13 protein-coding genes are annotated in these 12,277 nt (G+C 46.3%); 1 reads left to right on the top strand and 12 read right to left on the bottom strand.

From position 1 onward, the window contains the following. Positions 1 to 393: 393 nt before the first annotated feature. From LCM00_RS05860 to LCM00_RS05840, 5 genes are all read right to left on the bottom strand, one after another. Positions 394 to 663 (bottom strand): YrhC family protein, encoded by a 270-nt coding sequence (locus LCM00_RS05860; protein ID WP_224898845.1) that lies wholly within the window; start codon positions 661 to 663, stop codon positions 394 to 396. A gap of 346 nt (positions 664 to 1,009) precedes the next feature. Next, a complete protein-coding gene (locus tag LCM00_RS05855) occupies positions 1,010 to 2,146 on the bottom strand; it encodes a bifunctional cystathionine gamma-lyase/homocysteine desulfhydrase (protein ID WP_224898843.1) in 1,137 nt (378 codons plus the stop codon). Between the two features lies 1 nt (position 2,147). Beyond that, positions 2,148 to 3,071 carry a PLP-dependent cysteine synthase family protein gene (locus tag LCM00_RS05850; RefSeq protein WP_224898841.1) on the bottom strand — a complete coding sequence of 308 codons (924 nt, stop codon included), beginning with the start codon at positions 3,069 to 3,071 and terminating at the stop codon, positions 2,148 to 2,150. A gap of 28 nt (positions 3,072 to 3,099) precedes the next feature. Then, on the bottom strand, positions 3,100 to 3,804 hold the full coding sequence (mtnN, locus tag LCM00_RS05845) for a 5'-methylthioadenosine/S-adenosylhomocysteine nucleosidase (protein ID WP_224898839.1): 705 nt from the start codon (positions 3,802 to 3,804) through the stop codon (positions 3,100 to 3,102). A 15-nt stretch (positions 3,805 to 3,819) separates the two neighbouring features. Next, positions 3,820 to 4,458 carry a class I SAM-dependent methyltransferase gene (locus tag LCM00_RS05840; RefSeq protein WP_224898837.1) on the bottom strand — a complete coding sequence of 213 codons (639 nt, stop codon included), beginning with the start codon at positions 4,456 to 4,458 and terminating at the stop codon, positions 3,820 to 3,822. 218 nt (positions 4,459 to 4,676) lie between these two features. On the opposite strand from LCM00_RS05840, the gene LCM00_RS05835 reads away from it, so the two are divergent. Beyond that, entirely contained in the window at positions 4,677 to 4,889 is a 213-nt protein-coding gene (locus LCM00_RS05835) for a YrzA family protein (RefSeq protein WP_224898835.1), read from the top strand. A 244-nt stretch (positions 4,890 to 5,133) separates the two neighbouring features. On the opposite strand, the gene LCM00_RS05830 is transcribed toward LCM00_RS05835, so the two are convergent. The 7 genes from LCM00_RS05830 to LCM00_RS05800 all read right to left on the bottom strand — a co-directional run bounded on the left by LCM00_RS05830 (position 5,134) and on the right by LCM00_RS05800 (position 11,934). Continuing rightward, positions 5,134 to 5,823, bottom strand: a complete 690-nt coding sequence (locus LCM00_RS05830) for a DUF1510 family protein (RefSeq protein WP_224898833.1) — start codon at positions 5,821 to 5,823, stop codon at positions 5,134 to 5,136. Positions 5,824 to 5,930: 107 nt separating this feature from the next. Next, complete coding sequence (locus LCM00_RS05825) at positions 5,931 to 7,691, bottom strand: peptidoglycan D,D-transpeptidase FtsI family protein (RefSeq protein WP_224898831.1); 1,761 nt, start codon at positions 7,689 to 7,691, stop codon at positions 5,931 to 5,933. A 73-nt stretch (positions 7,692 to 7,764) separates the two neighbouring features. Continuing rightward, entirely contained in the window at positions 7,765 to 8,241 is a 477-nt protein-coding gene (gene greA, locus LCM00_RS05820; protein ID WP_009791707.1) for a transcription elongation factor GreA, read from the bottom strand. Between the two features lie 166 nt (positions 8,242 to 8,407). After that, positions 8,408 to 9,043 carry a uridine kinase gene (udk, locus tag LCM00_RS05815; RefSeq protein WP_129612089.1) on the bottom strand — a complete coding sequence of 212 codons (636 nt, stop codon included), beginning with the start codon at positions 9,041 to 9,043 and terminating at the stop codon, positions 8,408 to 8,410. 4 nt (positions 9,044 to 9,047) lie between these two features. After that, complete coding sequence (locus LCM00_RS05810) at positions 9,048 to 10,316, bottom strand: peptidase U32 family protein (protein WP_224898829.1); 1,269 nt, start codon at positions 10,314 to 10,316, stop codon at positions 9,048 to 9,050. Between the two features lie 44 nt (positions 10,317 to 10,360). Next, positions 10,361 to 11,290 (bottom strand): peptidase U32 family protein, encoded by a 930-nt coding sequence (locus LCM00_RS05805; protein ID WP_224898827.1) that lies wholly within the window; start codon positions 11,288 to 11,290, stop codon positions 10,361 to 10,363. A 5-nt stretch (positions 11,291 to 11,295) separates the two neighbouring features. Continuing rightward, positions 11,296 to 11,934, bottom strand: coding sequence for an O-methyltransferase (locus LCM00_RS05800; RefSeq protein WP_224898824.1), 639 nt, complete (start codon positions 11,932 to 11,934; stop codon positions 11,296 to 11,298). Between the last annotated feature and the right edge of the window lie 343 nt (positions 11,935 to 12,277).

The raw sequence follows: 12,277 nt of genomic DNA, 5'->3' as shown, positions 1-12,277 counted from the left end.
TTATCCCCTGCGGCCTTCAAATGGACATAAAAAGCCGCAGGGCACGATTCACCCTGCGGCACGGATATGCTAATTAATGCTTTGCATTGAAATTAAGCGTTCCATTCCTTAAAGGCTGAATACGTGTTAAATTTAGTTGTTTTTGACTTCATCACAATTACATTGATCATTTTGTTCAGCCTCCTTTTCTAGAAATATTCGCTTACATTGGTAAGTATATCCACTTTTAATCTATTTGTAAACCTAAAATCTGCCTAATTTTTATTTTTTATTTTTTTCATATCAGGCAGCTGTAAAAAAGCATGAAAAATAGCTTCGGAAGTATCATGCCATTCTAAAAAAAAAAAACAGGGTTCAGAGCATATCGCCCCGAACCCAGCTATCTATAAATCTTTATTTTTTCATCAGGAAATCTTCGCCTTCATCCATTTCGCTGAGCCTGCTGCGCAGCTTTTTGGAAACAGAGAAGAAATATATAGAACCAAGCAGAAACACCATTGAAGCAGCAGCCATGATATTAAGGCTGAAAGCTTCCTTCGCTTCCTGCGGAATGATAACACCCAAATAGAAAAACGCGCCGACTGCCAGTAAAGCAATTGCAAACCTCTTATAATCTGCCATTTTCTGATAAAGCTGTTTTGCCTGGGTCTTCAATGCGTTCACCTACTTTTCTAAGCTATGCATCTACCATAACATAATTGAGGCAGGTATTCGATGTAAATATCTGTTAAATCTCTGCCTGAGAACAAAAGCGCAAGCGCCTTGATCACTTTAAGGAACGCAGACTAAGAACGCCACGTCCTGTGGCAGCGTCTGCATGACCAGCTTCCTGGGGGGCCTCTAGACGAGCCTCCAGGAGAGGCGTTCTTTGCCTTTTTGGGAGGTTTGGCTTGTGACCTCGGCGCAGCTGCTGGACGTTGATCAAGAATTGATGTTTATCCACTAGACTTACAATTTATAAATTCCTATACAGCAAAAAAGGAGAGCCCTCTTCAGGCTCTCCGCTGTTTTACTTTTCCAGTGCGTTTTTCAAGTCTTCAATCAAATCTTCACTATCTTCAAGTCCGACAGAAATACGCACAAGCCCGTCTGTAATGCCGAGTTCAGCACGGCGCTCCGCAGGAATGGATGCATGCGTCATCCTGGCCGGCACTGAGATCAGACTTTCAACTGCCCCGAGGCTTTCTGCCAGGGTGAAGTACTTTACCTTGCTTAGGAGCCTGTCGGCATTCTCTTCGCTGCCGACATCAAATGAAACCATGCCGCCAAAGCCCTGTGCCTGTTTTTTAGCCACTTCATGATTTGGATGGGATTCAATGCCAGGATAGTAAACCTTGCTTACAGCAGGGTGGCCTTGCAGGAATTCAACGATTGCTTTTGTGTTTTCTTCTGTTTCTTCCATGCGCACCCCAAGTGTCTTGATACCGCGCATCAGCAGCCAGCTGTCCTGCGGGCCAAGCACCCCTCCTGTGGAGTTCTGGACAAAATGCAGATCCTCTGCCAGCTTGCTGCTGTTCACTACTACGAGGCCGGCTACTACGTCACTGTGGCCGCCGATATATTTGGTGGCGCTGTGGAGGACAATATCCGCCCCAAGACTGATCGGTGTCTGCCAGTATGGAGTTGAGAATGTATTATCGACGATTGTCAGCAGGCCATGCTTTTTTGCAGCTGCTGCAGCCCCTTCAATGTCTGTGATTTTAAGAAGAGGGTTCGTCGGAGTCTCAAGATAGACAGCCTTTGTATTGGGCTTAATTTCAGCTTCAATGTTGTCAAGATTGCTAGTATCTACAAATGAAGACTCTATCCCAAAACGGTTAAGTACTTTGGACATAACGCGGTAGGTGCCTCCGTATACGTCATCTGTCATGATGACATGGTCACCGCTGCTGAACAGCATCATAACAGCTGTAATGGCTGCCATGCCTGAACCGAAGGCAAATCCTGCCTCGCCTCCTTCAAGGTCCCTGATCAGCTCTTCAAGCGCATGCCTTGTCGGGTTTCCTGTCCTGGAATATTCAAAGCCTTTATGTCCGCCGACACCTTCCTGCTTATACGTGCTGACCTGATATATTGGAATATTGACGGCCCCAGTGTGCGGATCGCCCGCAATCCCGCCGTGTATGAGTTTTGTTTTTCTTTTCATATTAAATGCCTCCTTCGTAAATCTTCTTGCTCAAATAGCGTTCGCTGCTGTCAGGGAATATCATGACGATATTCGTTCCCGGCCCCGCTTCCCTTGCTTCGGCCAGTGCTGCATGCAGTGCGGCGCCTGAGGAGCTGCCGACAAGCAGACCCTCTTTTTCTGCCGCCTCCTTTACACGCCTGAATGCATCTTCATCAAGGACCGTATGGATGCTGCTGAAGTAGGCTTCATCCATATAATCCGGCAAAAATTCCATGCCGATGCCCTCCGTTTTATGCGGTCCTGATTCTCCGCCGTTCAAAATAGATCCCTCAGGCTCCACAATGACGGTTTTGATATCAGGATTTTGTTCCCTTAAGTATCTTGCCGTTCCCATGAAAGTTCCGCCAGTGCCTGCCCCTGCCACAAATACATCAACATTGCCGGCCATCTGCTCCCACATCTCAGGGCCAAGCGTCTTATAGTAGGTTTCAGGGTTTGCCGGATTGCCAAACTGTCTTGGACAATAGGAGCCCGGTATTTCCTCCAATAGTTCATCAGCCTTTGCGATTGCGCCTTTCATTCCCAGCTCAGTCGGGGTATTGATGACCTCTGCCCCCAAAGCTCTCATTAAGTCCTGCTTTTCCAGGCTGAATTTTTCAGGCACGATTACTTTCACGTTAATGCCTTTATTCAGGGCTGCCAGCGCAAGGCCAATACCGGTATTTCCTGCTGTAGGTTCAATTACCGTACCGCCTTTTTGCAGCTTTCCGCTCTCAAATGCTTCATTCAAGAGCTCCATCCCAAGGCGGTCCTTCACACTGCCTCCCGGATTCATGAACTCCAGCTTGGCAAACAGCCTGACTCCTTCAGGCACATCGAAATGCTGAAGCTCAATGATTGGTGTATTTCCAATAAGCTCATGGACACTTTTAAAAACTTTCAAAGAGTCTCTCTCCCTTTTTTCGCCTTCCTTATGCTTTCTCTTTAAGCGAAGAAACGATTTTCATAACTAAATTTGCCGAATGCAGGGCAGCCTTCTCAAGGAACTGGTCGAAGGAAACATCGGATTCCTTGCCGGCAATGTCTGATAACGAGCGAATGACCACAAATGGTGTGCCGAACTGGTAAGCTACCTGTGCAATTGCTGCTGCTTCCATTTCAACAGCCTGCAGATCCGTAAATTTCGTCCTGATCGCTTCTACACGCTCGGGATCGCTCATAAATGAATCTCCAGTTGCAATCAGGCCCCTGACAGTCTGGATGCTGCTGATTTCCTTTGCAGAATCCTCGGCAATCCGGATAAGCTCCTGATCTGCCTCAAATGCTGCAGGCAGCTGCGGCACCTGTCCGTATTCGTAGCCGAACGCCGTAACATCGACATCATGATGGCGGACTTCAGTTGAAATGACCACATCCCCGACATTCAGCTCAGGGTTGAAGCCGCCGGCTGATCCTGTATTGATAATATAGTCGGGCTTGAAGCGTTCGAGGAGAATGGCACTGGACATTGCCGCATTTACTTTGCCGATGCCGGAGCGAAGAAGGATAACCTCGGCTCCATGCATTTTTCCTGAAGTGAACTCACAGCCGGCAATCGTTTCTGCTGCTGCCTCTGAAATATTTTCCCTTAATAGAGTCACTTCTTCTTCCATTGCTCCGATGATTGCTATTTTCATGATAGAACCTCTTCCTTAAATTTTTTCACCTTCCATCAGCCAGACAAAGTCATTGCAGCGGGAAAAACTTGCCTTAAAACCATTCTGTTCCAATATCCCTCTAAGGATCGGGATGGTTGTGTAATATTCACGCTGCAGGTCCTCTGCAAGATTGTGGAAGTCCTGTTCTTCTGCATCTGATATCGCTTTCTTATAGGCTTCTTCAGACTCATACATTGTATCCGCAAAAACTATTTTACCACCTATCGCAAGCAGGTGGCTATATGATGCAACCGCTTCGTTCTTTTCTTCATCCGTCAAATGGTGGAAAGCATAAGTAGACACAACCGTATTGACCGGGTCCTTATCAGGATAGGACAGGAAGTCTCCCTCTACGATGGACGCCTGCTCCCCAAGCTTTTCCCTCGCAATCTTCCTCATGGCAGGAGAAGGCTCAGCACCAGTTACCCGGAGCCCTTTTTCCAGCAGCTTCGCAGTCAGGTTCCCAGTCCCCGGGCCGAACTCCAGTACATGGCCCGATGCGCGGCCGGCCACTGCATCCAGAATCCCCTCATAATTTCTGAAAACCTCTTTATATTCAAGATCATGGCCAGTCACACTGTCATCATATGAATCCGCCCACTGCTCAAACAGCTCAATAAACTCTTTACCCATTTTTTTTTCACTCCTGTTTTTGTATACTCATAAATCCTATAAGTATACTATGAATTAAAAAATGACTTGTTCTCAATTTATCACAGTCTTTTTTTATATTCAACTCCGGGCTCATAAGAAATTTCTTCAAAATTCGTTTCAACCCCCGGGCTGTCAGGTACAAAACAGGCAGAACTTCCTGTAAAATAAGGGGGGAAAAGCAAGAAGGGAAGATGCGCATGAACTTTCAATTTGATATGATTGAAGACAAAGTTGAATTTTTTGAGGCTGCAGATTTAAAGACTCTGGAGAAAAAAATAAATGATCAGATTGAAGTGAACAAGGCGATCCTGCTGACTGTCCACCATGTCTCCCATCAAATGCATGTGGATGAGAACGGAAGGACTTACTATACTGCCGTTGTTCTCTTCAAGTCAAAGTCACATAAATAAAAACTGGCCTGCCGGCAATCTGTGTACCACAGATCGTCTGGCAGGCCAGTTTTTATTTTAGGCTGTTTTCGTATAGATTATTGCATTCGGAAAAATCCCAAGGGCCGGATTTATCCCCTTAATACAAAGACTTTCTCTTTGAAAAAGCAAGCAGCTATTTCTTATCATGATATTTCATGGTAAGAAGGGTATATCTGAATAAATTTTTATTGGAAAACAAAGATGTGTAAGAAAAGAGCCATTTTTATTGAATGCTGTTCAGCTGTTCCATTTTGACTGGCTTCCACCCTTGTCCGTCCACCCATTCAATATAGACGCGGTATTTTTCCTGCTGGTCTTTGGTGGAGACGGTTCCTACCGATTGATTTGGGCCGTTATTCCCTAAGAACCAGATGGTCATATTGCTCTCTGGTATTCCAGTGGCATATGTGATGGCCTGAACCATTTCATTCCAGTCCACGCCTTCATAGACGGCTGTATGTTCGCCTGTCTGGGAAGTGCCGACCGGCTGCCATGATGGATTGACAATGGTTTTTTCAACATCAGGAGCACTGCCGCCGTCGGTGACCTCAGCATCTTCCTCTATATCCTGGTCTCCTTCTGCTTCTTCCCCATTATCCTCATCCGGATTTTCAGCATCTCCGCCATCCTCGGCAGAATCCTCAGCCTGGTCTGTTTCTTCTTCCTGGCCTGCTGTTTCATCAGCTGTATTATTATTATCCTTATCATTATTTTCTGGATCGGCTTTTTCAGTCGCCGGTGCCTGCTCGGCTGCTTCATCATCATTGCCGCCCAGGAATATCGCGGCTGAGACAATAATGATTAATAAGAGCACAACCCCGATCAGCGTATTTAGTATAATATTGGTTTTTCTTCTTTTAGCCCGTTTCCCTGAGCGGGAAGACCCGTTTGATTCTTCAAAATTGCCATTCACGTGTTTTTCTCCTCCCCATATATATGGTTGTCAACATTCTACCATGACTGCCGGCAAAACATGAAGGAATTTGTTGTTAGAAAAACTTGCCGGCTGCGGGCCCTCCACTATTCCTTTCCCGCATCAAGCCCATGGACGAGTTTAACCATATCCGCAAACAGCGGATTGACTCCCCCCTCGTTCTCCTTGACTCCAAGATTAACTGTAACCAGGGCGTATTTTGGTTTTTCATAGGGAAAATATCCAGCAAACCATTTGTTGTGCAGCTGCTCTCCATCTGCAAACTGCCCTGTTTCAGCTGTTCCTGATTTTCCGGCAACTGCGTATGGAAGCTCCTTGAACCATCTGCCTGTGCCTTCCTCATTGACTATAACTTCCCGCAGCAGCTTTTGAAGCTTCATAGCCGTATAAGGGGATATTTTGCCGCCCCCTAACTCTTTGGACGGAAATTTCAGCAGCGAGGTTTCATTTTGATATTCAATTTCCGAGGCAACACGGATGCTTTCTTTCTTTCCCCCCTTTGCAATGGTCCCCATCATATTTGCCACCGCAAGCGGAGTTGCCCTCACTTCATGCTGCCCAATACCGGTCAACGCCACAAAGTTGCTGTCCTTTTTAGCTTCCTCTGAAAAAAACACCCGCCCCTCGTCCTCCCGCGGGAGCTGACGGAAATCAGTAAAATGATAGATATCTCCTTCCCACCCAGCTTTTCCGGTCAGAGACAGCTTTCCGGCGTACTCTTCAAGAATAGCAGGGTCAATTTCCTTCAATTCTTTTGCAATGGTAGCAAATGTATTATTGCAGCTTCTGGCAAAGCTGTCTGTAAAATTAAGCATTCCATGCTGATAAACCGTGTCAGGCTGCCCATTGATTTTCCTGCTGCAGTCAAACTGCCTTTCCGGGCTGTCCAGGTTATAATCAATGGCTGCAGCTGCCACCACTGTTTTAAAAACGGATCCGATGATCTGCTGTTTGATCATTGCGTTCACCAGGCCGCCATCTTTATAAGGGGCCGTTTTATTGACTTCCGGCCTGGACACCATGGCAAGGACGGTATTTGTCTCTATATCCAGTAAGACTATCCCCCCATTTTTAATTCCATGCACATCTGCCAGCCGTTCTGCTTCCTTCTGAAGGGCGGCATCCAGAGTGGTTTTGATGTTGACAGGATAAAAAGGGTTTGCCGGCTCGACGTATTTGACGTTTATCCCAAACAGCGGGCCTCCTGCAGCGTCCACATGGTAGACGAGCTTGGATTCACCGTCTGGCAGCAGAAACTCATCGAAGCTTTCTTCAAGACCGGAAACGCCGATTACAGTATCTTCAGGAAGATTTTTGCCGGGATAGCGCTTTTGCACCGCCTCTTTATTCTGTCCGGTGATGCCGATCAGCTGTTCAGCCAGATTATTGGCCAGCCCGTATTTCTTTTCAACAGCAAATACACCCGGTATCTTCAATGAATTGATTTGTTCTGCCTGTACATCCGTCAATTCGAGAGGCTTCGGCTTTCCATAGGCAAACGGCTCTTTTGCTCCTTTGATGCTATACAAAAGAGCAGTTTCCGATATACCTGTGATGGAGGCGACCTTTTGCGAATCCCAATCCATATTTTTTAAAAACGGAAATAAAACCAGCACAGGTATTTCCTGATGGGTCAGGGGCTCGCCGTTTCTGTCCAGGAAAGAGCCTCTGCCGCTGTCGATCACCATCTCCTGTGAACGCTGTCTGACGCTTGCATCCAGAAGATTGATATTATGGGCAGAAAAATGTTCTGCTGAAACAAGCTGGATCTGGATGAGCCGCCCGATCAGCAGGACGATTCCCAGCATGAATATACTTATGACAATGACGGCCCTTTTTTTCCACATAAAAAAACACCTCGTCAAAAGTGTTGACGAGGTGTGCCCATTTCAAACCATATTTATGAAAAAGACTGGTTCCTTATTTAATGCTTGTAATACGGACGCTCATATCCCCGCCCGGTGTCTGAACTGTCACTTCATCCCCGACCCTTTTGCCCATCAGGCTTTTCGCAATTGGAGAATCATTGGAAATCTTTCCTTCAAACGGATCTGCCTCTGCACTTCCGACGATTGTGTAAGATTCTTCTTCTCCATCCGGAAGTTCAACAAATGTAACAGAGCGTCCTAGTGTCACTGTATCGCCGCTTGCTTCATCTTCTTCGATGATCTTTGCATTGCGGATCATATTTTCAAGGGTAGTGATGCGCCCTTCTACAAATGCCTGTTCTTCTTTCGCTGAATCATATTCAGAGTTCTCGGAAAGGTCTCCGAAGCTGCGGGCGATCTTAATGCGCTCTACAACATCTTTACGCTTCACTGTTTTTAAATGTTCCAGTTCCTGCTCAAGCTTTTCTTTCCCAGCCTGTGTCATCGGGAATACTTTTTCTGTAGCCAATATCCTTCACTCCTTCTAGAATCACAACCCCCATTAAGATTGTGCATTGGTAAGTATGTAAGCATCTGCTTTATTCGCAAATGCACAGGAGCGCGTCCTTTTGACAAAGGGCGCGCATGCTTTCTGTTCATTAGACTTATCTTAACATTTTTTCTATGCTATTGTTTCATAAAAATGACTTTTGTTCAAGAATTGTATGAATTTTTGTTACCATCAGGTCAATGGCCACATGGTTATGGCCGCCCTCCGGGATGATGATATCTGCGTATCTCTTGGTCGGCTCGATGAATTGGTTGTGCATCGGGCGTACAACATTGACGTATTGCTCAATGACTGAGTCCATCGATCTGCCCCGTTCCTTAATATCCCTGAAAAGGCGCCTGATGATGCGCAAATCTGCATCTGTATCAACAAAAAGCTTCATATCCATAAGGCTGCGGAGCCTTTCATCCTCCAGTACAAGTATGCCTTCGAGGATGATGACATCCTTTGGCTCCACATGGATGACGTCATTGGACCTTGTATGCATGGCATAATCATAGACAGGCTTCTCAATGGGTTCATAGCTCTGCAGCTTTTCGATATGCTCAATCAGAAGGTCATTATCAAATGCAAGCGGATGATCATAATTGGTTTTCAGCCTTTCTTCAAAAGGAAGATGAGTCTGGTCTTTATAATAATAATCCTGCTCAAGCATTAAGATGGAATGACCCTTAAAGCTTTCATAAATCGCTTTTGTCACACTTGTCTTACCAGAACCGGATCCGCCGGCCACACCAATAACAACAGGTTTGCGATTCATTATGTTAAAACTCCTTCCGCATCATGTTGTTAGGGTATACCGGCTTGTCCAATTTAAACTGGACGATTTGCAGCGGGTGGCGGGCAGCATCCAGTTCGTTGCCTTTTTCATCCCAGATTTTATCGACCACCTGTGTAAAGTTATCGATTTCCGGACCGAAGAATTCCACTTCCTGTCCCGGTGCAAATTTATTGCGCTGCTGGAGTGTAACGATTTGCGTTTCTTCATCATATCCAAGGACCAGGCCGGCAAAATCATTGGTCGTCTTTTTGCTATGATTTCCAAACATCTGCTCTTTATACCCTGGAACCCCTTCAAAGAAGGCTGGTGCTGTTTCCCTGTTCGCACACTTGTCCAATTCTTCCAGCCATTCCTGCTTGATTACGAAATTATCGGGATCCGCACAATAAGCATCAATAACTTTGCGATAAACACTGACAACTGTAGCAATATAGTGGATCGACTTCATGCGGCCTTCAATCTTGAGACTGTCAATGCCCAATTCAATCATGCGCGGGATTGATTCTATCAGCTTCAGATCCTTAGGGCTCATGGCAAATGGTGCATCCTGTTCCTGGAATAACGGCACTTCCTCAGAGCCTTCCAGCTTGTACAAATCATAGTCCCAGCGGCATGACTGGCAGCAGCCTCCCCGGTTGGAGTCCCTTGCCGTCATGTGGTTGCTCAGCGTACAGCGGCCTGAATAGGCGATGCACATTGCGCCATGGATGAATGTCTCAATTTCAATATCCACTTTTTCCTTCATTTCACGGATTTCTTCGGCACTTGTTTCCCTTGCAAGCACAACCCGCTCAAGCCCTTCTTCCTTCCAGAACTGGACGGCTTTCCAATTTGACAGTGACTGCTGGGTGCTAAGGTGAACCTCGATTTCCGGAGCAACCCTGCGGCAGGTTTCAATAATAAGCGGATCAGCTACGATAATACCAGCCACTCCCGCTTCCTTGAGGCCAAGAAGATAGTCCTCTAGTCCGTCGATATTTTCGTTATGGGCAAAAATATTAGTGGTAACATAAATTTTTGCTCCATAATTTTTGGCGAACTCTACGCCTTCCTTCATTTCCTCAAATGTAAAGTTGCCGGCATTTGACCGGAGCCCATACTCCTGGCCGCCAATGAAAACGGCATCTGCGCCATAGTGTACGGCAATTTTCAGCTTTTCCAGGTTCCCGGCCGGAGCAAGAAGCTCAGGCTTTTTTACGATTACCCTTTTGCCGTCCACTATTTGCGAGATATTATCTTTAACTGCGTTCACGATAAAACCTCCTGATTATAAGTCAAAATAGGCTTATAGTTGAATTAATATACTGTTTCTTTGAAGAAGAAGCCTGTATCCAGCGGCCTGCTGTCCGGCTGGATTTCTTCGGCCGCGTTCAGCAGATCCTCTTTCACTTCTTCGTATTCTTCCGGATTTTCTGTGCACAAATCGATCGCTTTGCGGTAGAGCTTTGTGATTTCCAGGATATATTCTGCTGATTTCATGATACCATCAATCTTGAACGAATCTACACCGGCTTCGACCATTTCCTGGAGCTCATCGATAATGCAGATATCATTAGGGCTCATGATATGGGTCCCGTTCGCGTCTTCAAAAATCGGATATTTATTTTCCCGTTCTTTGTCATGAAGGAACATATTCTGCTCTTTCGCCCGGTTTTCGACCTTCATCGCTTTTCCCTGGTATTCATAATAGTTCCCGAGAAGGGAGCGCTTAGACTGGAACATTGCCGTCATGCCGTGCACCTGGACTTCGATTTCAACGTCTGCGTTTTCCTTGATTTCAATAATGGAATCCATATTGATTTCACGGGCAAGCACTGAGCGCTTGGCTCCTTTTCTTCCCCAGTAGTTGCATGTATACCAGTTTGTGGCAGTTGTTTCTGTATTCCAGTGGAGCTTCATCTCAGGCGCCGTCTCCCGGGCTGCCATCAATACAGCCGGATCACCGAAAATAACTGCGTCCGCCCCGGCTTCCTGTGCAAAACGGATATAATCTCCAAGCTCGTCCACTATTTCATTATGGAAAATGGCGTTCATGGCCACATACACTTTTTTGCCTTTTGAATGGGCCAATGTGATTGCTTCTGCTACTTGCTCCCTGCTGAATTCACCGGCCAGCCTCAGGCCGTATCTCTGCTCACCAACTACAAAAGCATCTGCCCCTGCTTCCGCAAGCGGGATGATATCTTCTGTCCCTGTTGGAGTAACAAGCAATTCAGGTTTTTTCATTATGGTCACCTCTTTTTACTGATTGCAACGCCGTCGCCGACCGGAAGGATGACAGTATCATAATCCGGATGGTTCATCAGCCATGCATTGAACTCGCTGATTTTCTTCACAAGACTGCGAATGCGTTTATTCTCAATCTCACTTTCACAGACAAGCCCTTTGAACAAGACATTGTCCGTTATGATCAAGCCGCCATTTGAAAGCTGGCGCGCATACATCTCAAAGAATTTTTTATACTGGCCTTTTGCCGCATCAATGAATACTGCATCGTATGGGCCATATTTTAATGTTTCTCCCTCGAGCTCAAGGGCGTCACCCTCAAGCAGGGTGATCTGCTCTTCCCGGTCTGCAGCCCTGATATATCCGCGGGCCTTGTTAATCCGCTCTTCATCCCTTTCAATTGTCACAATCTGTGCATCAGGAATGGCGAACGACATCCGGAGAGCAGAGTAGCCTATTGCTGCACCAACTTCCAGTATCCTCTCAGGACTTTGGATCCTGAGAAGCTGGAGAAGAGCTTCTATCCCCGGCAATTCCATGATGGGTACACCATTCTCTTTTGCATACTCCTCCATCTCAAGAAAAAGCCCCGGCCGTTTTGGAATCAGTCCCTCTATATATCCATGTACTTTATCTGTCAGCAAGCAGTCTTCCCCTCCATCCTTTAAACGCCTGCAGCCTCCATTTCAGGCATGAAAAAATAGCGCACAACAGAGCGGATGTCTCGCAAAGCCTTAAGAAGGCCGTACAGAAAAGGGCTTAAGTGAAGCCAATCCATGCTTGTCTGTGGTTCACGCTATCACACATGCGTATGAAGGATGCACAGGCTTACTGTGCAGAAAGATAATAATCGCTATACAGGCAGCTGCCGGCAGTTCCGCTGCAGCGTGCCGGGCCGATTGAATCAGCCAATTAGTCAGTCTGTATAAAACACTTGAACTATTTTACCATAAACAAAAAGGGAATGCGAGTGTTTCCGCATTCCCT

This window comes from Bacillus infantis (genome assembly GCF_020171945.1).
GTDB classification, from domain to species: Bacteria; Bacillota; Bacilli; order Bacillales; family Cytobacillaceae; genus Bacillus_AB; species Bacillus_AB infantis_A.
The sequence above is the reverse complement of the archived record's forward strand: the minus strand, read 5'-3'. Positions and strand labels throughout refer to the sequence as shown.

Bases quoted from the DNA above. Each gene is read 5' to 3' on its own strand.
- udk (WP_129612089.1), bottom strand. From the start codon at position 9,043: ATGAATCGCAAACCTGTTGTTATTGGTGTGGCCGGCGGATCCGGTTCT.
- LCM00_RS05835 (WP_224898835.1), top strand. From the start codon at position 4,677: ATGAACTTTCAATTTGATATGATTGAAGACAAAGTTGAATTTTTTGAG.
- LCM00_RS05855 (WP_224898843.1), bottom strand. From the start codon at position 2,146: ATGAAAAGAAAAACAAAACTCATACACGGCGGGATTGCGGGCGATCCG.
- LCM00_RS05825 (WP_224898831.1), bottom strand. From the start codon at position 7,691: ATGTGGAAAAAAAGGGCCGTCATTGTCATAAGTATATTCATGCTGGGA.
- LCM00_RS05840 (WP_224898837.1), bottom strand. From the start codon at position 4,458: ATGGGTAAAGAGTTTATTGAGCTGTTTGAGCAGTGGGCGGATTCATAT.
- LCM00_RS05805 (WP_224898827.1), bottom strand. From the start codon at position 11,290: ATGAAAAAACCTGAATTGCTTGTTACTCCAACAGGGACAGAAGATATC.
- mtnN (WP_224898839.1), bottom strand. From the start codon at position 3,804: ATGAAAATAGCAATCATCGGAGCAATGGAAGAAGAAGTGACTCTATTA.